General features: G+C 36.3%; 26 protein-coding genes. 18 read left to right on the top strand and 8 right to left on the bottom strand.

Annotated elements, in window-relative coordinates:
- Position 1: 1 nt before the first annotated feature.
- From napG to ATCC51562_RS02650, 6 genes are read left to right on the top strand one after another with little or no spacing between them, the layout of a single operon-like run.
- Positions 2-760 (top strand): ferredoxin-type protein NapG, encoded by a 759-nt coding sequence (gene napG / locus ATCC51562_RS02675; protein WP_021090635.1) that lies wholly within the window; start codon positions 2-4, stop codon positions 758-760.
- Positions 757-1,548, top strand: coding sequence for a quinol dehydrogenase ferredoxin subunit NapH (napH, locus tag ATCC51562_RS02670; RefSeq protein ID WP_021090836.1), 792 nt, complete (start codon positions 757-759; stop codon positions 1,546-1,548). The genes napG and napH overlap by 4 nt, the downstream gene beginning before the upstream one ends.
- Positions 1,545-2,072 (top strand): nitrate reductase cytochrome c-type subunit, encoded by a 528-nt coding sequence (locus ATCC51562_RS02665; protein WP_021090505.1) that lies wholly within the window; start codon positions 1,545-1,547, stop codon positions 2,070-2,072. Before napH ends, ATCC51562_RS02665 begins: the two co-directional genes overlap by 4 nt.
- Positions 2,072-2,539 carry a hypothetical protein gene (locus tag ATCC51562_RS02660; protein ID WP_021090640.1) on the top strand — a complete coding sequence of 156 codons (468 nt, stop codon included), beginning with the start codon at positions 2,072-2,074 and terminating at the stop codon, positions 2,537-2,539. Before ATCC51562_RS02665 ends, ATCC51562_RS02660 begins: the two co-directional genes overlap by 1 nt.
- Positions 2,536-3,471 (top strand): WD40 repeat domain-containing protein, encoded by a 936-nt coding sequence (locus ATCC51562_RS02655; RefSeq protein WP_021090566.1) that lies wholly within the window; start codon positions 2,536-2,538, stop codon positions 3,469-3,471. The genes ATCC51562_RS02660 and ATCC51562_RS02655 overlap by 4 nt, the downstream gene beginning before the upstream one ends.
- A complete protein-coding gene (locus ATCC51562_RS02650; RefSeq protein ID WP_021090728.1) occupies positions 3,468-3,809 on the top strand; it encodes a chaperone NapD in 342 nt (113 codons plus the stop codon). The genes ATCC51562_RS02655 and ATCC51562_RS02650 overlap by 4 nt, the downstream gene beginning before the upstream one ends.
- Positions 3,810-4,106: 297 nt before the next feature.
- On the opposite strand, the gene ATCC51562_RS02645 is transcribed toward ATCC51562_RS02650, so the two are convergent.
- The 3 genes from ATCC51562_RS02645 to ATCC51562_RS02635 form a co-directional block, all read right to left on the bottom strand.
- Positions 4,107-4,649: an SCO family protein gene (locus ATCC51562_RS02645; RefSeq protein WP_021091054.1), complete on the bottom strand. Its 543-nt coding sequence runs from the start codon at positions 4,647-4,649 to the stop codon at positions 4,107-4,109.
- A 9-nt stretch (positions 4,650-4,658) separates the two neighbouring features.
- Positions 4,659-5,054 carry a hypothetical protein gene (locus ATCC51562_RS02640; RefSeq protein ID WP_021090968.1) on the bottom strand — a complete coding sequence of 132 codons (396 nt, stop codon included), beginning with the start codon at positions 5,052-5,054 and terminating at the stop codon, positions 4,659-4,661.
- 71 nt (positions 5,055-5,125) lie between these two features.
- On the bottom strand, positions 5,126-5,548 hold the full coding sequence (locus ATCC51562_RS02635) for a copper chaperone PCu(A)C (protein WP_021090827.1): 423 nt from the start codon (positions 5,546-5,548) through the stop codon (positions 5,126-5,128).
- 137 nt (positions 5,549-5,685) lie between these two features.
- Between ATCC51562_RS02635 and ATCC51562_RS02630 the strand changes: the two genes are divergently transcribed.
- The 5 genes from ATCC51562_RS02630 to ATCC51562_RS02610 are packed head-to-tail and all read left to right on the top strand — an operon-like array spanning position 5,686 to position 8,732.
- Positions 5,686-6,651 carry a L,D-transpeptidase family protein gene (locus ATCC51562_RS02630; RefSeq protein ID WP_021090919.1) on the top strand — a complete coding sequence of 322 codons (966 nt, stop codon included), beginning with the start codon at positions 5,686-5,688 and terminating at the stop codon, positions 6,649-6,651.
- 2 nt (positions 6,652-6,653) lie between these two features.
- Positions 6,654-6,893, top strand: coding sequence for a CmeU family protein (gene cmeU / locus ATCC51562_RS02625; RefSeq protein WP_021091016.1), 240 nt, complete (start codon positions 6,654-6,656; stop codon positions 6,891-6,893).
- Positions 6,886-7,899 carry an alanine racemase gene (locus tag ATCC51562_RS02620; protein ID WP_021090618.1) on the top strand — a complete coding sequence of 338 codons (1,014 nt, stop codon included), beginning with the start codon at positions 6,886-6,888 and terminating at the stop codon, positions 7,897-7,899. Before cmeU ends, ATCC51562_RS02620 begins: the two co-directional genes overlap by 8 nt.
- Positions 7,900-7,908: 9 nt before the next feature.
- Complete coding sequence (locus tag ATCC51562_RS02615; RefSeq protein WP_021090743.1) at positions 7,909-8,340, top strand: hypothetical protein; 432 nt, start codon at positions 7,909-7,911, stop codon at positions 8,338-8,340.
- Positions 8,331-8,732 carry a hypothetical protein gene (locus ATCC51562_RS02610; protein ID WP_021090523.1) on the top strand — a complete coding sequence of 134 codons (402 nt, stop codon included), beginning with the start codon at positions 8,331-8,333 and terminating at the stop codon, positions 8,730-8,732. The genes ATCC51562_RS02615 and ATCC51562_RS02610 overlap by 10 nt, the downstream gene beginning before the upstream one ends.
- Before the next feature lie 237 nt (positions 8,733-8,969).
- On the opposite strand, the gene htpX is transcribed toward ATCC51562_RS02610, so the two are convergent.
- From htpX to ribA, 5 genes are read right to left on the bottom strand one after another with little or no spacing between them, the layout of a single operon-like run.
- Positions 8,970-9,839: a zinc metalloprotease HtpX gene (gene htpX, locus ATCC51562_RS02605; RefSeq protein WP_021090508.1), complete on the bottom strand. Its 870-nt coding sequence runs from the start codon at positions 9,837-9,839 to the stop codon at positions 8,970-8,972.
- Positions 9,840-9,847: 8 nt separating this feature from the next.
- On the bottom strand, positions 9,848-10,213 hold the full coding sequence (locus tag ATCC51562_RS02600) for a hypothetical protein (RefSeq protein WP_021090633.1): 366 nt from the start codon (positions 10,211-10,213) through the stop codon (positions 9,848-9,850).
- Positions 10,210-10,404 (bottom strand): hypothetical protein, encoded by a 195-nt coding sequence (locus tag ATCC51562_RS02595; RefSeq protein ID WP_021090700.1) that lies wholly within the window; start codon positions 10,402-10,404, stop codon positions 10,210-10,212. The genes ATCC51562_RS02600 and ATCC51562_RS02595 overlap by 4 nt, the downstream gene beginning before the upstream one ends.
- Positions 10,401-10,967, bottom strand: coding sequence for a 16S rRNA (guanine(527)-N(7))-methyltransferase RsmG (rsmG, locus tag ATCC51562_RS02590; protein WP_021090571.1), 567 nt, complete (start codon positions 10,965-10,967; stop codon positions 10,401-10,403). The genes ATCC51562_RS02595 and rsmG overlap by 4 nt, the downstream gene beginning before the upstream one ends.
- Positions 10,967-11,530 (bottom strand): GTP cyclohydrolase II, encoded by a 564-nt coding sequence (gene ribA / locus ATCC51562_RS02585; protein ID WP_021090465.1) that lies wholly within the window; start codon positions 11,528-11,530, stop codon positions 10,967-10,969. Before ribA ends, rsmG begins: the two co-directional genes overlap by 1 nt.
- Positions 11,531-11,598: 68 nt before the next feature.
- Here ribA and hemB point away from each other — a divergent pair, with 68 nt between their 5' ends.
- The 7 genes from hemB (at position 11,599) to ATCC51562_RS02550 (ending at position 19,735) form a co-directional block, all read left to right on the top strand.
- Complete coding sequence (gene hemB / locus ATCC51562_RS02580; protein ID WP_021090677.1) at positions 11,599-12,570, top strand: porphobilinogen synthase; 972 nt, start codon at positions 11,599-11,601, stop codon at positions 12,568-12,570.
- A gap of 1 nt (position 12,571) precedes the next feature.
- A complete protein-coding gene (argF, locus tag ATCC51562_RS02575; protein ID WP_021090647.1) occupies positions 12,572-13,489 on the top strand; it encodes an ornithine carbamoyltransferase in 918 nt (305 codons plus the stop codon).
- Positions 13,486-13,971, top strand: coding sequence for a DUF2603 domain-containing protein (locus tag ATCC51562_RS02570; protein WP_021090862.1), 486 nt, complete (start codon positions 13,486-13,488; stop codon positions 13,969-13,971). The genes argF and ATCC51562_RS02570 overlap by 4 nt, the downstream gene beginning before the upstream one ends.
- Positions 13,964-15,325: an oxygen-independent coproporphyrinogen III oxidase gene (hemN, locus tag ATCC51562_RS02565; protein WP_021090639.1), complete on the top strand. Its 1,362-nt coding sequence runs from the start codon at positions 13,964-13,966 to the stop codon at positions 15,323-15,325. The genes ATCC51562_RS02570 and hemN overlap by 8 nt, the downstream gene beginning before the upstream one ends.
- A 116-nt stretch (positions 15,326-15,441) precedes the next feature.
- The gene (locus tag ATCC51562_RS02560) at positions 15,442-17,112 is read left to right on the top strand and encodes a TolC family outer membrane protein (RefSeq protein WP_021090646.1); all 1,671 of its coding nucleotides are present in this window, start codon (positions 15,442-15,444) and stop codon (positions 17,110-17,112) included.
- Between the two features lie 20 nt (positions 17,113-17,132).
- Positions 17,133-17,789, top strand: coding sequence for a transglutaminase-like cysteine peptidase (locus ATCC51562_RS02555; protein WP_021090757.1), 657 nt, complete (start codon positions 17,133-17,135; stop codon positions 17,787-17,789).
- On the top strand, positions 17,786-19,735 hold the full coding sequence (locus ATCC51562_RS02550) for a LapD/MoxY N-terminal periplasmic domain-containing protein (protein WP_021091069.1): 1,950 nt from the start codon (positions 17,786-17,788) through the stop codon (positions 19,733-19,735). Before ATCC51562_RS02555 ends, ATCC51562_RS02550 begins: the two co-directional genes overlap by 4 nt.
- Positions 19,736-19,738 lie beyond the last annotated feature (3 nt).

Here is a 19,738-nt window from a genome sequence, read left to right as displayed (position 1 = left end):
TATGGGATTTTCAAGTAGGCGAGAGGCTTTAAAATTTGGAGCAAAAGTAGCGCTTTTAGCTCTTGGCGGAGGCTTTGTTTGGTCGCTTAGTGCCAAGGCTTCGCCACTTATGCTTCTTAGGCCTCCTGGTGCAAAAGAAGAGAAGCAATTTTTACAAAGCTGCATTAGGTGTGGGCTTTGCGTAGAGGCTTGTCCATTTGACACGCTAAAGCTCTCATCGCTAGAGGATGGCATAAGCATTGGAACGCCTTATTTTGAGCCTAGAAAAATTCCTTGCTATATGTGTGAAAATATCCCTTGTGTGCCAGCCTGTCCAACTGGAGCTTTGGACGTAAATTTAGTAAGCACAAAAGGCAAGCTTGACATAAATAAGGCCAAAATGGGTGTTGCGGTGGTTGATATGAAAAACTGCGTGGCATACTGGGGCATACAGTGCGATGCTTGCTACAGATCCTGTCCGCTCATAGATAAGGCCTTGTATCTTGAGTATCGCCGCAACGAAAGGACGCAAAAGCATGCCTTTTTACTTCCAGTGGTCGATAGCGACATCTGCACCGGATGTGGCCTATGCGAGCGAGCCTGTATCACTAAAAAAGCGGCCATTACCGTGCTAAATCGTGACGCGGTGCTTGGCAAAGTAGGCGATAACTACGTCAAAGGCTGGGTCAAAGAAGATGAAAGACGCATAGACGATGCAGACAGCAAAATAAAGCTTGACATTAAAAAAGCGACTGATTATCTAAATGGTGGTGAGCTATGAAATTTTTAATCTTAAGACGAATAACTCAAATTTCTATCCTAGCACTATTTGTCCTAGGAAATTTTTATGGAGTTAAGATACTTAGCGGAAATTTAAGCTCATCTTTGCTTTTTGGAAAAATTCCACTAAGCGATCCATTTGCTTTGGTTCAAATTTTACTTGCAAGCTTTAGTGCCGGCATAAATGCAATTATTGGAGCTGGCATTATCTTTGCATTTTACGCACTGGTTGCTCCAAGAGTATTTTGTTCGTGGATATGCCCGGTAAATTTACTAACCGATATCGCTTTTAAACTAAGAGAGAAATTTGGCTTTAAGGGCGAAAAAGTCTTAAATGTGAGTAAAAATTTACGTTATTACTTGCTGGCTCTTGCTCTTATATTAAGCCTTGCTTTATCTTATCCAGTATTTGAGAGCGTTAGTTATATTGGCATTATTCAGCGTGGCATTATTTACGGCTCAGCTAGTGCGTTAGGCATAGCGGTTGCGATCATTGCTTTTGATATGTTTGTGTTAAAGCGTGGCATTTGTTCGCACGTTTGTCCGCTTGGTGCCTTTTATGCCATCATCTCAAAATTCGCCCTAATTAGAGTAAAACATGATGCCCAGGCTTGTACAAAATGTATGAAATGTAAGCTTATTTGTCCAGAGATGCAAGTGCTTGATATGATCGGTAAAGAGAGCCGCTCGGTAAGCTCAAGCGAGTGCATAAGCTGTGGCAGGTGCATTGATGTTTGTGGAGACGGGGCTTTGAAATTTAGTATTAGAAATTTAAGGAGAGAAAAATGAAAATAAAAATAATGATGCTTGGAGGATTGTGCGCTGCGTTTTTTGCGGCATGTGCTTTTAATAATCCAAGCATTAGTGATTCGCAAATCGGCTTTAGAAATATCGATTTGCTAGACGATAAAGACGTTGTATTAAAAGATGTGAACTATACAAAAGAGCCAGCTGGTATGTCAAAGAAATTTGATAGGTCTTTTGAAAATGCACCGCCATTTATCCCACACGATACTGAGGGTTTAGTGCCTATCACAAAGGATATGAATATGTGCGTAACCTGCCATATGCCTGAGTTTGCAAAAGATAGTGGAGCAACACCGATACCATCATCTCACCTTTATGACATCAGAAATAAAAAAGATCTTGCAGGCAAGCTTGATGATGAAAGATATAACTGCACAACATGCCACGTTGAGCAACAAACTGGCTTAACTCAGCTAGTCGGTAATAAATTTAAGCCTGACTTTAGAGATAAAAACGGTACTCATAAGTCAAACTTGCTAGATGTTTTAAACGATGGTGTTAAATAATGCAAAGCAGGCGAGAGCTTTTTAGTAAAATTTTGGGGGCAAAATCTGCTCCCAAATTTATAACTCCGCCTTTTTTTAGCGGAGAGTTTGACTGCGATAGATGCGATGCTATCTGCGTAAATGCTTGTGAAAAAGAGCTTCTTAGCTTTGAAAATGAAAGAGTAATTTTTAAAGTTAAAAAGCTGGGCTGTGACTTTTGCGAAGAGTGCGCAAAGGCTTGTGAGAGTCTTGGTAAGAAGACATTAAGCCTAAGCTCACCAAAGAGTATAAATGCAAAAGTTAGCATCGATGTTTCTAGCTGTCTAGCGTGGAACGATACGATCTGCTACAACTGCCTTGATGCTTGCAAATTTAAAGCAGTCGAATTTCTTGGCGTTTTTCGTCCTATTGTTAATCAAAACTGCGTAAGTTGCGGCGAGTGCTTTGATGTTTGCTTTAAAAATTCACTTCAAATGGAGGCTTTATGAGAGCTTTGTTTTTTATTTTTTGTCTATTAAATTTTATCTTTGCAAGCGAGATCACCACTCCATATAAGCAAATAGAGGCTAGTGCAAATGTGCTAAGCACAACGCTAATAAATGGCAAACTCTTTATCGCGACTGATGGAGGGACGGTTGAAATTTATGATCCTAAAGAGTCTAAATTTGAAGAGATCATCAAAATGGATGATATAAAAACCTACGTTAGTGATCACGAAAGACCAAAAATTTTAAGTATTGATGAAATTGATGGCAAAACTCTTATACTTAGCGAAGGTGATTACGCTACAAAGGTGCTTCATCTAAGAGAAAATGGACAGATGAGAAGCATAAAAATGGATAATCAAGCGATAAAAAAGGCATTGTTTTTAGATGATGAGCATGTTGCACTTGCTTCAATTAGCAATGAAATTTATTTTTTAAACCTAAAAAGTGGCGAAATTTATGATAGCTTTAAAATTTCAATCGCGATGCTTTCAGATATGGAGATAAGCGAAGATAGAAGCACACTAGCTATCGCTTGCGAGAGTGGGAAGGTCTACTTTTATAACATAAAAGCTAAAAAAATGGATCAAATTTTAGATATTCATACAGATAATATCTACGACATCTCATATAAAAATGGAGTCATGATCAGTGGAGGCACCGATAGGATCGTGGGGATATTTTCAGCTGGAAGTCTAAAAAAGATAAATACTGGCTTTTTAGTCTATGGCGTCGGCCTTAGCGATGATGGTAGAGTAGCGGCCTATATGAGCGATGAGATGAGCGATGTAAATTTAGTTGATAGCAAAAGCTTAGAAAATATCGCAATGCTAAAAACTGGGCAAAGTACGATAAATAGCATAGTTTTTATAAGTGACAATGAAGTCGTAACTTCAGCCTATGAGAATAAAATTTTGTTTTGGAGAATTAAATGAATATTTCAAGTTTGATAGTTTATACGGATAATAAAAATGAAAGTGTAAAAAATGAGATAAAAAAGCTAAAAGAATGTGAAATAATAACCGATGCAGACGATAGAATCGTAGTGGTAGTTAGCTCAGATAGTATTGAAGATGAAATAAAAAATTTTAAAAAGATAGAAGCTATCAGCGGAGTAGTGAGTGTTGCGATGGTTTACAGCTATCAAGAAGATGCCGAAGAAAATAGGAAAAAACTAGAAGAAAATGGCAAGATAAGTGAAATTTTAACAAGTGATGAGGTAAAAGCTGAGGATATTACTTATAGCGGCAGCGTGCATCATAGAGTGAAATAGTAAAACTTAAATTTTTAGCTTTTGCATTATCATTAAAATTTATAGTGCAAAAGCCTACTTTTCGTACAGATCTTCTTAATAAATTCATTGCTAGTACTGCTTATATTTAATTAATTTTGTTTGGCTTGTAGATTAAATTTATGTTCAAGGGTTAATAGATTTTGGGTGAAAAAATCACTCAGCGAGCATTAAAATCAAAAACATAACAAGTGAATTAATTTTAGTTTAGAAGATCTTGAGATGATATTTGCATAAAGAATTTTAGTAGGTCAGTTTTGGCTTACTAAATTTTCTAGCCTAAGGTCTATCTTTGATCAAATTTAATAAATTTTCTCCAATGTTTTCATTTGTTAGATTTGAAATTTCTTTATAAAAATTTCCTTTTTTGTCTATTAAATATATTGAAGAGCTATGAGCAACAGAGTAGCCCATGGCTGAGTTTTCAAGACGGACTTTTTGAAATTTTACACCATAGGTTTTTGCCACTTCTTTTAAGGCGTTTAGTTTTAATCCATCGGCATCTTTGTAGAAATTTTTTGCCATTAGAGTTAAATTTTCAGGAGTATCGCGTTCAGGATCAAGCGTAATAAAAAGTAGCTCAAAGTCATCTCTTTTTAGTTTATTTAGCTCATCGCCAATCAAAGAGAGCGCAGTAGGGCAGACATCAGGGCAAAAAAGATAACCAAAATATATAACTTTGTACTTTCCGTCGTAATTTTTAAGACTTACTTCACCATTTTGTGAAAGTGCCTTAAAATCATACTTGTTTGGCTTTATTGGCAAAAGTGCAACACCTATACAAATTAAGATTATTATTAAGCCCCAAAATGCCTTTTTCATCGTTACCCTCTATAATTTTAGATCAAGATCTACAAAAAAACCAGTTTCTTTTTCGTCATCAAGCACTTTAAATCGATATCTCATAAGCTCGACAACGCAAGCACTTAGCACTACTTGAGCAGTTAAGTTATCGCCTCTTGGCTCAAGTCTTGCTTTGATTGATCCCATATTCATATTTATGCCGTCTATCTCAAGACTAGGATTTTTTAGCCCTAAATTTTTACCATTAATGATTTTAAAGCTAAAAGGTCTCATGGCATAAATAGGTCTTGGCGAGATGTCTATTTTTAGCTTTACGCCTTTAAATTCCATCTCGCAAGATTTATTGTTTAGATCACATTTTAAAGGATCTAGCGATGTGTTTACATCGGCAAATTCAGGTGGATCTTCCTTGCTTGTTGTCATAAGCTTATAGCCTATCGAAAAAGCACCTAGAACAATAAAGATAAATGAAAAAATAATTATGATTTTTTTCATTATTTAAAGTTTTTAGTTACTCCGATATTATCAAGCTTTATGCTCTCGCCATTGCTAAATTTTAGCTCTAAATCAACTTTATCACCATCTTTTAATGGTTTGTTTAGATCCATAAGCATAATGTGTAAACCGCCAGGAGCTAGTTTTGTTTCACCATTTTTTGGGATCACTGCATCTTCGATTTGAACCATAGCCATCATACCATCATTCATTTTGTGAGTATGAATTTCTGTACTTTTGCAAACGCTTGAGTGAGCACCAATAAGCTTTACATCAGAATTTGAAGCATTTTTTATATCCATAAAAATTGCACTATTGTTTGTGCCAGGTTTTGTATCTCTAGCTCTAACATTTTCTAGGCTGATATCAGCCGCCATAAGAGCAGAAGCTGCAAGTATCGCACCAAAAACGATTTTTTTCATATTTTTCCTTTGTGATAAAATTAATAATGGTTTTCACATTATACATTTAGAACTACTTAATTTACCTTTAAAATCTAAAAATATAAATTTTTTAGGATATAATTACGGACTAAATTTTACTTTTTGGGATATTTCACTTGAAAAAAATTATATTTTTCTTCATCGCGTTATCGCCTTGTCTTTTTGCCCAAAATTACGAAGAAATTTACTTAAAAAATGGCTCAGCTGCTGTTATTGATGCCATCGAAAAAAATATTTTAAGTAAGGATTACTGGCTAAAAAAGCTTGAGGGCAAGGATGTAAGATATGGATATTATGACAATGAGATACTTCTAAGTGTAGTTGATAAAACTAAAAAGAAGCTTGAAGTGATCTCTTATAATGGCGGCATTACAAAAAAGCTTTTTAGCTCAAGCGTTATAGTTGGCAAAAATGGCGATAAACTTCTTGAAGGCGATCTAAAAACACCGGTTGGAGTGTATCAGCTTACACGTAGATTTACGCCAAATGATAGATATCTTGGCCCACTTGCATTTTCGCTTTCATACCCAAATTTGCTTGATAAGCTTGCAAAACGAAATGGTGGTGGTATTTGGATACATGGCTATCCGCTTGATGGGCAAAGGACAGATGAGCTAAAAACAAAAGGCTGCGTGGCTATGCAAAATGATACTTTGATGAAATTCGATGATGTAGTGGATCACAAAAAAACACTTGCATTTATCTATGAAGATAAGCGCCCAGAAGCTAGTGCAAAAGATATTGCAGTGATCATTTCTGGACTTTTGGGCTGGAAAAAGACATGGAGCGAGAGCGACATTGAAAACTATCTTAAATTTTATGATAAAAACTTTGAGCGATACGATGGTATGAGCTTGGAAAAATTTAAAAGTATGAAGCGGGCTATTTTTTCTAAAAAAGAGAAAAAACGCATTAGTTTTTCAAATTTTCTCATCACGCCTTATCCAAATCTTAAAAATGATAGGCTTTTTCGTGTGAGTTTTTATGAGGATTATGTTTCAGATACGCACAAATTTGCTGGGCAAAAGACGCTTTATGTGAAGCTTTATAACGATGATATGAAAATTTTTATAGAGGAGTAAAAGTGGAAAAATCTCAAGAAGTAAAAGAAAAAATCGAAAAAATTTTAGAGGCAAGAGCTGCTTTTTTTGCTGAGCTTGACCGCCAAGTTCCAAAGAAAGATGGTACTGATGTTTTTGATTTTAGCAAAGTAAAAGAGGCTGATCTGAAAGAAATTTACGCTAAATTTTATGCATTTGACTACAACGTAAGAAAACTTTTACCGGATGTTTATACTGCCTTTAATGTGAATTTTAATGTCTGAAATACGCCTGAATAAAGCTTCATATATTCATAACCTCACTCAAATTTGTGCTAAAACTGGTGGCAAAGAGAAAGTAATAGTTGTGTTAAAAGACAATGCTTATGGCCATGGCGCAAGGCTTATTGCTAGTGAGGCTAAAAAATTTGGAATAGAAATTTGTGCTGTAAAAAGCGAGTTTGAGGCAAATGAAATTTCTGACATATTTGAAAATATTCTCATTCTCTCACATATCCCAACCGGAAATGAAAGTAGTAAATTTATCTATGCGATAAACGACATAGACGCACTTTTAAAGATAAAAGAAAATACAAAAATCAACCTTGCAATCGACACTGGTATGCATAGAAATGGGCTTGATATAAGCGAGCTTGATTACGCGTTTGAAATTTTAACAAGAAAGAATTTAGAGCTTCTTGGAGCTTATACTCATTTTCGTGCAAGCGATGAGCTAAATGCTGATTATTTCGTGCAAAGAGAAAATTTTAGGGCTGCAAAAGAGAAAATTTTAGCTCTTTGTGATGAGTTTGGCATCAAAAAACCGATCTTTCACTCTCACAACTCAGCTGCGCTTGAAAGAGCAAGTGAAATCGATGATGATATGGTGCGTGTTGGTATCGCTCAGTATGGATACGCTCAGTTTGGTGATAGTTTGGGATTAAAGCCAGTACTTTCACTATGGGCAAAAAGAGTTAGTAGGCGTATTTTAAAAAGTGGTCAAGGTGTTGGATATGGTGCTAAATTTAGTGCAAAAGAAGATATAAATGTAGCCACTTATGATCTTGGATATGGTGATGGATTACTAAGATACAATGGCTGTGGTGAGCTAAGACTTGCCAATAACGAGCCAATACTAGGCAAAATTTCAATGGATAGCTTTAGCTGTAAAGATAGTGGCGAGTGGGTCTGTGTCTTTGAGGATGCAAATATTTGGGCGAAATTTTTTGATACGATAAGTTATGACATCTTAGTAAAACTCTCTCCAAACATCATCAGAAAATTTATATAAAGGAAATATGTGAAAAAGATCGTTTTATTAGCTCTTGCTAGCCTTGCTTTTGGTGTGCAAGAGAGCGAGTTTAAGATTTATGAGCAGATACTAAATCAGCTTGACACTAAGCAGATCCCAGCTTTTGTCGTCCAAACCGCAAAGCCAAATTTACCAAGCAGAGTCGATGAGATGATTACGCTAAAAGATGTGAGTAGCAGCGGGCTAGACATACATGGTGAGTTTGTTTTAAACGAGACCAAGGCAAAGAAGATAAAAGGCTACAACAAAGCTCAAATTTTAGCTTTAAAAGATGAGTTTTATAAAAATGGAAAAGATGCACTTTGCAACTCAGGTATGGCTAGAGCTGTGCTAAATCGTGGCATCACTCTAAGTGGTAGTTACGGCTTTGAAGGTAGGCATTTTTTTGATATAAATTTGGATAAAAGTAGTTGCGAGTAACACTTTTTTTACTATTTTTTTGCTCGCTTGCCCTGGCTCTTACGCCAGATATGGCAGCGAAAAATCATGCAACTTACTACAAAAAAAAGCTCCCATTCATCTGCACGCCAACACTTACGCTTAATGATATCTTAAATGTCGGTGATACGCTCATTTATAGATATGCTGTCAAACACGCAAGAAAGCAAGAGATCAAAAGGCTTGAAGGGAAAGAGCTTTTAGAATTTATCGAAGCTATTAAAAAAGAGAATTTGCGAACTGCTTGCAAAGATAAAGAGATCTTAAATATGCTAAGCATCGGTGTCACCTTGGATGAGCTTTTTTATTCAGAAAATGGTGAGCTTATTTTTGAGTACACTATAGAAGATCGCGACTGCAAGAAATTGCAGTGAAATTTGGGGCTAAATTTTGGTTTTTTGGTTGTAAATTTGATATTTTTGTAAATTTTAAAATTTTATTTACTCACAAGAATCTACTACTGATTTTAAGCCTCGCAAAGCCTGCCACTAAAATCAAATCCAAAATTACTCACTCATAAAATTTAAAATTTTTGTAAATTTATAAATTTAAAGCCAAAAAAGATGGTAAAAAGAAGAAAATCAGCCCAAATTTTACTAAAGGCTAAATTTTTACATACTTCTTTTTATTTCTTGCTCAAGCCTTTGAAGCTCAGCGATCCTATCGCTAGTGCTTGGATGCGTTCTAAAAAGTACGCCAAGCTTGTTAGTTAGCGAGCCAAATGGATTTACGATAAACATATGAGCACTTTGTTCGCTCGCGTTTTGCATAACGTAAGAATTTGAGTAGCTCTCAAGCTTTCTTAAAGCACTAGCCAGCCACTCTGGGTGTCCTGTTAGATAAGCTGCGCCCTTGTCTGCCTTATACTCGCGCTCCCTTGAGATCGCCATTTGTATGATTGTGGCAGCTATTGGCATGAGTATAGCAAGTGCTAGCATAACGATGGCATTACCGCCACCTCTTCTTGAACCGTTGCTTTGCCCAGCAATACCACCAACCTTAACAAAATTTGCAAGCATTGCGATAGCACCAGCTAGTATGGCAGCGATTGAGCCAGTTAGGATGTCGTAGTGCCTTACGTGGCTTAGCTCGTGAGCTAGCACGCCCTCGATCTCGTTTTCATTTAAAATTTTTAAAAGCCCCTCGGTTACCGCGACAGCTGCGTGGCTTGGATTGCGGCCTGTGGCAAAGGCGTTTGGTACTTCTTCTGGGATGATGTAAATTTTTGGCATAGGCAAATTCGCCTTTTGTGTGAGGCGAGATATGATCTCATAAAGCCCGTGAGCGTTACTCTCATCAACCGGGATAGCGTTATATCTTTTAAGCACTATGGTATCACTAAAAAAATATGAAAAGATATTTGTGCCAGCCGCTATCAAAAAGGCGATCATCATGCCATGCTCGCCTCCAATATATCCGCCAACAGCGATAAAAATCAGCATTAAAGTAACCATTAAAAAAGCAGTTTTAAAAATTTCCATTTTTGTCCTTATTCTTTTATAGCGTTTGGCAAGATCGCAGCATCGACGTTAAATTTTGCAAGCTGTGCTAGCTCGCTTTCATCTTTTATCAAAACAGCTATAAGCGCGTCAAATAGATAATTCTCAGCAATCTTTGCTAGATCTTTTGCAATGTCAATATCTGCGATAATAAATTTTGCTCCAGCCGCGTTTGCAACGATAGCTTCATTTATGCCATTTGCGATGATGCTAAAGCTTACTCCAGCCTCTAACGCTCTTTTTATAAAATTTCTATCAAATTTAAAGAGATTTTGCCTGCTGTTTGAAATTTCATCTTCACTTTTGCAAAGATATAATGGCTCAAATTTGATCAGCTCATCACCCAAAATTTTCATCTCTCGCCCTTTATGCACTCTTTACAGATGTATTTTCCGTCTCTTAGCACCATTTGATCAATATCGCTAAAGACGCCACATTTGCTGCACTCTTCGAAGTTGCTGGTGCTTACCTTGTCGCTATTTTTTCTATTTTTAAAAAATATGATGTAAATCGCAACCAAAATCGCTACAAAAAGCAAGTATTTCAACGTTTCTCCCCTTGATTTTTGAGATTAAAATATATGTAGTTTCTATTTTTTTCATTATAAATTTGCGCGTTGATGCCTGAAATTTCATCCATGACGCTAGAGCCCTTGTAGATGAGAAATTTAGTGCTCTCATCATAAAATCCCTCGCAAATTCTTATAAGCTCTTTTGTCTTACTAAGCGCCCTTGAGGTGATGAGATCAGCCGTAAATTTATCTGTAAGCTCTATCTTTTGGCTATGAACTTCTAAATTTTGTAAGTCAAGCTCGATCTTAGCGTAGCTTAGAAATGATGACTTTTTGGCTATCGGCTCAAAAAGATGCCACTTAGTGTGCGGCATCGCAAGCGCTAAAAATATCGCTGGAAAGCCAGCCCCACTGCCAACATCGATCGCCGTTTTGGCGCTTAGGTCAAAAATCTCAAGCGGTTTTATGCTATCAAGCACCTGCTCGCTTATGTCTTTATAATTGCTTAAGCTATGAACTTTGTTAAATTTAGCAAAAATTTGAGCGTAAGCCTTTACTTTTTCGTCAAATTTAGCTGGCAAACAAAGCTCATTTTTCATCACAGGATGTGCCCCATTTGCTCTTTTTTTACTTTCAGGTAGTCTTCGTTAAATTTATTTGGTTTGATGACGATAGGCACGCGTTTTACGATCTTTACTGAGCTTAGCCCGTGAAGTTTTAAAGGGTTATTTGTGAGTAAATTTACCTCTTTTATGCCGTAGTGATTTAGGATAAAATCAACCACTTCATACGTCCTCTCATCAGCCTTAAAACCTAGCTGGTGATTGGCTTCTATCGTGTCAAAGCCCTTATCTTGCAGGCTGTAGGCATTTATCTTGTTTAAAAGCCCGATATTTCTGCCCTCTTGACGCAGATAGATGACCATGCCGCCATTTTCTTCGATATATTTTAGGCTCGCTTCAAGCTGGTCGCGACAGTCGCACTTTAGGCTCCCGATCGCATCGCCAGTTAGGCATTCGGAGTGAATTCTAAGATTTACAACTTCGCTCAAAGGCTCTTTGTAGATCACAAGGTGCTCTTTTGCCCCTTCTTTGAAGGCTTGAACCTTATAAGTGCCAAATCTTGATGGTAGATTTGCAGCGTTTGAAATTTCTATTTTCATTTTAAATTTACTCCAACTGTGCTAAACTAGCTAAAAATCACGCATTTTAACAAAGAAAAGGCAAAAATATGTTTAAACGTTTTAGAAGATTAAGAATAAATCCAGCCCTAAGAGACATGGTAAGAGAGACTAGCCTTAGCGTAAATGACTTCATCTATCCGCTCTTTGTAGTCGAGGGCAAAGGCGTTAAAAACGAGATTGCTTCGATGCCGGGCGTTTATCAAATGAGTATCGATGAAATTTTAAAAGAGTGCGAAGAGATAGTAAATTTAGGCATAAAATCGATCATTTTATTTGGCATACCAAGCCTAAAAGATAGCGTTGGCAGCGACGCACTAAGTAATGACGGCATCATCGCAACTGCACTTAGAGCCATAAAAGATAAATTCCCAAATTTGGTAGTCGTCACTGATCTTTGCTTTTGCGAATATACAGATCACGGCCACTGCGGCATAATCGACCATGTGCATAACACTATCGACAACGACGCAACGCTTGAAATTTCAGCCAAACAAGCCTTAATACACGCTCAAAATGGCTCTGATATGATCGCACCAAGCGGTATGATGGACGGCATCATCGCAACGCTAAGAGAGACGCTTGATAGCAATGGCTTTGAGAATTTACCAGTGATGGCTTATTCAACTAAATTTGCCTCAGCCTACTACGGGCCATTTCGTGACGTAGCGCAAAGTGCACCAAGCTTTGGCGATAGAAAGAGCTACCAAATGGACAGCGCAAACCGCTTGGAGGCGATCAACGAGAGCTTGCAAGACGAGGCGCAAGGCGCTGATATCTTGATGGTAAAGCCAGCGCTTGCTTATCTTGACATCGTTAGAGAGCTAAGAAATTTAACACTTCTACCACTTTGTGTCTATAACGTAAGCGGCGAGTACGCACTGCTAAAAGCTGGCGCAAAAGCTGGCATCATCGACTATGATCGCGTTATGATGGAGACCTTGATCGGCTTTAAAAGAGCAGGGGCAAATTTGATCATCACATATCATGCAAAAGAAGCAGCCAAAATTTTAAGGGGCTAAGATGAGGCATTTTTTGACGTTAAATGACTTTAGCAAAGATGAAATCGAGCAGATTATAAATTTAGCCCGCAAGATCAAAAAAGAGGCGAAGGTTAGAGAATTTAAGCCATATCTTAAAGATCAAAAGCTTGCGATGATATTTGAAAAAAGCTCGACTAGAACTAGAGTGAGCTTTGATGTAGGCATGCATGAACTTGGTGGATATGCGCTATTTTTAAGCAAAAACGATATACAAATAGGCCGCGGCGAGCCTATACGTGACACTGCCAGAGTGATAAGCAGGATGTGCGATATGGCTATGCTAAGGGTTGATAAGCATGAGACGCTAGAAGAATTTGCTAAATTTTCAAGCGTGCCAGTGATAAACGGCCTAAGTGATAAATTTCACCCAGTGCAGCTCATGGCGGATTATCTTACCATGCTTGAATTTAGTGCAGGCGAGAAGGTCGCGTACGTAGGTGATGGCAACAACATGACTCACTCGTGGCTCATGCTAGCAAGCAAGCTAGGTCTTGAGCTAAGAGTCGCCACGCCAAAAGGCTACGAGGTGGACGCTGAAATTTTAAAGATAGCTAATGAAAACGCAAAAATTTCAGGTGCGAAAATTTTTATCACAAATGATATAAAAGAAGCAGTAAATGGTGCCGATGTAGTGACTACGGACACTTGGATATCGATGGGGCAAGAGGTCGAGAAAGAAAAGAGACTAAAAGACTTTGCTGGATACTGCGTGGATGAAAATTTGATGAGCTTAGCTAAAAAAGATGCGATATTTTTGCACTGCTTGCCAGCTTATAGAGGCTATGAGGTGAGCGAGACAGTTTTTGAGAAGCACGCAGATGAAATTTTTAGTGAGGCTGAAAACAGACTTCATGCCCAAAAAGGCGTGATGGTCTGGCTGGATGAGAGAAGAATATGAGCAAAGAGAAAAATATATATGATGAGATAGATGAGATCGGCAATAACCTTGGGCTGAATAGCCCTGAAAAGACGATCTTTGAGATAGTTTCAACAAAAAATCCAAATGAGCATATTTTAAATTTAAAAAGTGGCTCTTGGGACTCAAAAGAGCCATGGTTTGGCATTGATGAAAATCAAAATTTACACACGGTAATCTCTGTAAAATCGCTTTCTGCTTTGATCGAGGCCTTAAAAGAGTCGCAAAAAGAAAATTTTGACCTAAGGCTTGAAAAGACGATCTGGCAAAACATTCCAGTTGATTTTAGCGATGTTTGGGTGGTTGCTATGGATGAGATAAAAAAGATCGCAAGCGATAAAAAAAGCAGACAATTTAATATTGATCTTGATAAACTGGTAAAAAATATCAAAAAAGAGCACCCAAATTTATTTGTAGACATAAAAGAGGTGATTCAAATGGCAAGGAGTAGGGCAGATGATTGATTTTAGTGCTTATGTGAAGTATTCAAGGCCGGGGCCAAGATATACGAGCTATCCGACAGCACCAGAGTTTAGTGATAAATTTAGCTATGAAGCTTATATAAAAGAGCTTGAAAACCGCGATAAAAAAAGGCCGCTTTCGCTTTATTTGCACTTGCCATTTTGCAGAAGTGCTTGTTATTTTTGTGGCTGTAATGTCATTTACACGAGCAAAGAGGACCGCAAAGAGAAATATATAAGATATATAGAAAAAGAGCTTGAAATTTTAGCTCGCCACCTGGACACCAGTGCTGAGGTCTTACAAATGCACTTTGGTGGTGGTACACCAACATTTTATAATGCTGCTCAGCTTGATGAGATCATCAAGCTTATCAAAGCTAAATTTAAAAATTTCTCAAAAGAGGCTGAGATAAGTTGTGAGATAGATCCGAGATTTTTGACAAATGAGCAGCTTGACGTGCTTATATCTCATGGTTTTAATCGCATAAGCTACGGCGTGCAAGACTTTGATGAAAAGGTGCAAAAAGAAATTCATAGAATTCAGCCCTATGAGATCACCCAAAATGCTGTAAAAATGGCTAGGCAAAAGGGCATAAAATCAATCAATATGGATCTGATCTATGGACTACCTTATCAAAGTCTAGAGAGTTTTAAAAAGACGCTTGAATTAGCGCTCACACTTGATCCAGATAGGCTTGCAGTCTTTAACTATGCTCATGTACCTTGGATAAAAAAATCAATGCGTAAATTTGATGAAACCACATTGCCAAATCCTGAAGTGAAGCTTGAAATTTTAAAATTTACAGCTGAGTTTTTAACCAAAAATGGCTATAAAATGATAGGGATGGATCACTTTGCAAAGCCAAATGATGAGCTTTTTGGCGCTTTGGCAAATGGCACTTTGCATAGAAATTTTCAGGGTTATACGACAAAGGGTGGCGCTGATCTTATTGGTATAGGCGTGACAAGTATCGGTGAGTGCAAAAGACACTACGCGCAAAATCATAAAGACATGGATGAGTATGAAAAGGCGATCGATAGTGGAAAGTTGCCATATGCAAAGGGAATTTATCTAAGTGATGAAGATTTGCTTAGAAAGAGTGTGATTATGAACTTAATGAGTAATTTTGGGCTTGATATCAAAGCTATCGAGAATGAATTCCATATAAATTTCTTTGAACACTTTAATGAAGAGCTTGAGGAGCTTAAAAATTTAAGCGAATTTGTCAATGTTACAGCAGATAAAATCAGCGTAAATGAAACTGGAACACTGATAATACGAAATATTGCAATGTGTTTTGATGAATATCTAAAGAAAATTCCCGAGAATTTAAGGCGTTTTTCTAAAACTATATAAAAATTATTTTTTTGTCATAAGATATTTAAAATACGTTTAATATTTCTTGATGTATAATTCGCATTAAAATTTTAAGCATAGACTTAATAATAAATAAAGGTAAAAGGATCTTAGTTATGAAAAAGATGTTAGCAATTAGTGCTTTGGCAGTAACTGTGCTGTCAGCTCAAGATGTTCCTTATAGGATTTTTCTAGCTTCATTTGCACAAGATGATAATCAGGCTAGAATCGACAGTGCTATTAATAAAGTTAATAGTAAAATTTCTGACAGTAGGCTGACCACAGGCATCTATGAGGTTGGTGGACGAAAATTTTTATATGTTGACACAACTCCAGTCTCTGAGGATGAAGCTAATAGTCTATTAGTTAAAGTTCAAAACGAATCAGGCTATAAGGATGCTTTAATGAGACCAAAAGCACCTGTAGCTGATACTCAAACAACAAAAAAATCTAATATAGAACAAGCTATATCAACTGAAGTAAAACCAGTAGCACAAGTTGATGATGGAGTTTTGACTTTAGATCAAGTTATAAAGACTATTTTAAATGAAAATCCAAGTTTAAAAGCTACAGAATTTAACTATCTACAAGTTGGCAAAGATCTAAAAATAGCAAAAAATGCCTATTATCCAACACTTGACGCTGCTGCTAGAGTGGGATATGAGAAAAAACGCCTTGATGATGGAGTTTCTACAAGAAGAGGAGATGGAAGAATTTCTGGCACATCTCTAACCTTGGTTGAAAATTTATACAATGGTGGTGCTGATAAAAATAGAATAAATTCTCAAAGCGCAAGGCTTGATTCAGCTGCTTATTCGGTAGCACAAGCTGCAGATAGACTTACATTAAATGCTGCAAATGCTTACTTGCAAGTTCTTCAAACTAAAAGAATTTTAGACATTGAAGAAGAAAACGTAAAGAGCCATGAGGAAATTTATAGCCAAATTAAAGATAGAGCAAGATCAGGTTATGGCGTTGCTTCTGAAGAGAGACAAGCTGGATCGCGCTATACTCTAGCTCAATCAAACTATACAGCTGCTAAAAATAACTATGAAGATGCACTTTCTACATTTGAGAAATTATACGGAAAAAAAGTTGCAGCTAAAAATTTAGTAATGCCTGAGTTTAGTCTTCCTTTGCCTAGCACGAAAGAAGCTGTTTACAACAAAGCTATTCTTTGCAATCCGTCACTTTTGGTTCAAAAATCAAATATTGCTATGGCGGAGTCAGTTGTAAAAGAGAAAAATGCGCCATTCTTACCAAAACTAGATCTTGTTGTATCTGGTGCGTATGATCATTCAAATGTTTTATATGATAATTATGAAGAACAAACATTCGACGCACTTTTAAGACTAAACTATAACCTTTACAATAAAGGTAATGATAAACTAGATAAAGAAAAAAGCCAACTTGCTGTTCAACAAGAGCAACAAACTTTGGACAATCTTGTAAGAGAGCTTAAAGAATCTTTGGAATTTTCATGGCAAAATTATGTTCTTAACCAAGAAAAAATGGGATACTTAAATCAACACGTTGAATATGCTAAAGCTACACTTGATGCTTATCAGGATGAGTTTAGAATCGGTCGTCGTGATCTTATAAACTTGCTTGATGCTGAAAATGAATATAACTCTGCATTAAAAGAGATCGCTACAACTGAGACAGCACTATCTTATGCAAAATACAGACTATTAGATAATATGGGAATGATCTCAGATAGCTTTGAACCAGGTTTTGCAAAGAGATACATTCAAGGTGCTTGCAGCATTCAAAACGATTTAAGATAAAAATGTAAAAAGTAATGACCATGAGGGTCAAGACAAATTTTTGGACGCTTATAGTAAGCGTCCTTTTTTTATTATTAGCAAGTGCTATTGGAGATTTTATAAAATCAACAACTATAGCAAAGGTAGCTAAAATTTATGGAGAAGATGCAAGAAGAAGGGCTTCTGCTCTAAATTCTTTAATGGCTTCATTGCAAGATGCAACTGAACAAGAGAAATTAATAAAAGTAAATGACTTTTTTAACTCTTTTAGATGGGTTGATGATATGCAGCTTTGGCATAAAAAGGATTATTGGGCTACTAGAATGGAATTTATAGGAAAAGGTGCTGGTGACTGCGAAGACTACGTTATCGCAAAATATTTTACACTAAAGCAGCTAGGAATTCCAACTCAAAAATTATACTTCACATATGTTAAAGCCTTAAGATACAATCAAGCTCATATGGTTTTAGCATACTACGATACACCAAAATCTATTCCATTAATTTTAGATAACATAAATGGTAAAATAAAAATCGCAACTCAAAGAACAGACCTTGTTCCGGTTTATAGTTTTAATGGTGATTCGCTATACTTGGCAAAACAAGAAGGTCTTGGTCAAGCAATACCAGGTGGAAATAAAAAACAAAATCCTAAGTGGATGGAACTAATAGATAGGATAGGAAAAGAGGATTTATGACGCTATTTAAACAAATTATGATCGCCGTGATAACTTTTGGTATCATGATTTTTATGGCTGTTGGCTACTTAAATTTTAAGAGCCTAAATGGATATATTAATGACCAGCTTGGTGAAAACGCAAGACATACAGCAAATTCGCTTGGACTTGCTTTAAAGCCTATTATCGATCCAGATGACATGTCCTTGGCTCAAACAATGATAAATTCTATGTTTGACAGCGGTAGATACAAGCTTATCAAGCTTGAAGATGTTGATGGCAAGGTTCTTATTGAAAATTCTCAACAAACTGTTGTTAAAGATATTCCCGAGTGGTTTTACAAAATAGCTAAGTTTGAAGCGCCAATAGCAGATAGCGAGATTATGACTGGCTGGGCAAAATTTGGCACGCTTTATGTTCAAGGTAGCACCGCACTTGCCTACAATGAGCTTTATACTAACTCAAAAAATATTTTTAATTTTCTTCTTCTAATGATAATTGTCACTCTCGTGGTGGCATATTTCGCTCTAAAAGCTATTTTTAGACCGCTTATGAAGGTTCAAGATCAGGCTGAGGCCATACTTGATAATAAATTTATTATTCAGAAAAGAATTCCATTTACAGCTGATCTTAAAAAAATGGTTCTAGCTATGAACTCTATGGTTAGTAAAGTAAAAGACATTTTTGAGAGAGAGGCAGCCACACTTAGTAAGTATCAAGAGCTTTTATATAAAGATACAATGAGTGGTGCTAATAACAGAAGATTTTTTCAAACTAAATTTAGTGAGTATCTAGCAAGTGAAGAATATTCAAGTGGCGTTACTCTACTTGTTAGTTTTAAAGATCTAATAAATTTAAAAAGTACGCTTGGTTTTGAAAAATGGCAAAGCGTTGTAATGAAAATAGCTCAAATTTTACAAGAAAAATCAATTCATAATGATAAAAATGCAATTGTTGCAAGGCTTAACGATAATGATTTCATCGTACTTTCGTATGGTAGAAATTCGTCAAATTTCTTGGCTCTATGTGATGAAATTATGAATGAGTTTAAAAAGCTTTATGCAAATTTTGCGCTAAATGATAGCGAGTATCCAGTAAATGCTGCGATAGTAGAGTATTCACCAAATACTGATATCAAGACACTTCTTACTTCAGCTGACGTTACATTGGCTAGCTCAAGACTTGCCGGTAGCTTTACATATAAGGTATTTAATGAAAATCAAAATACTTTAGTGATTGGTAAAGAGAAGTATAAAGAGCTTATTTTTGACTCAATAAAAGAAGATGAATTTAAATTTGCAGCTCAAAAAGTGATCGATCTTAATTCAAATTTTGAGCAGTATGAGCTTTATTTGAGGCTTGTTGATAAAGATGGCGTATGGCGTATGGCCTCATATTTCATGCCGATGGTAAATGAGTTAAATTTAGGTGCAATGCTTGATCTTCATATCTTAAATAGGGTAGCTAGAATTTTACCGGAGAATATCTTACCAAGTGGCAATTTGGCTATAAATTTGGGAAAAGAGATATTAAATTCAGATGAAAATTTTTCTAAACTTGAAGCTACACTTAAAAGGATAAGTCAAATTTCAAAATATAAAAACTATATAGAAATTCCAAATAAAGACGATATTAGCATAGAAAGTATAGTTAAGCTTACTAAAAAATTAAAAGAACTTGGCTTTGGATTTGGTTTTGACCACTTCGAGCTTAATGCAAAAGGTATTGAGAAGCTAAAAGAATTTAACCCTGATTATGTAAAAATTCAATCAAATGTCTTAATCGACTTCTTAAGTGATAAGTCAGGAGTAAATACAAAACAATCGCTTGACGTTGTTTTAAGCTCAAAAGACATTATTTTGATCGCAATTGGTGTTGAAGGCGAAGAGCAGAAGAAAAAGTTAATCGATCTTGGCATTAAAAATATGCAAGGAATTTATATAGATGAAATTAAGAACATTGGATGATAG

This window comes from Campylobacter concisus ATCC 51562 (assembly GCF_000466745.1).
Classification (GTDB): Bacteria; Campylobacterota; Campylobacteria; order Campylobacterales; family Campylobacteraceae; genus Campylobacter_A; species Campylobacter_A concisus_B.
The sequence above is the reverse complement of the archived record's forward strand: the minus strand, read 5'-3'. Positions and strand labels throughout refer to the sequence as shown.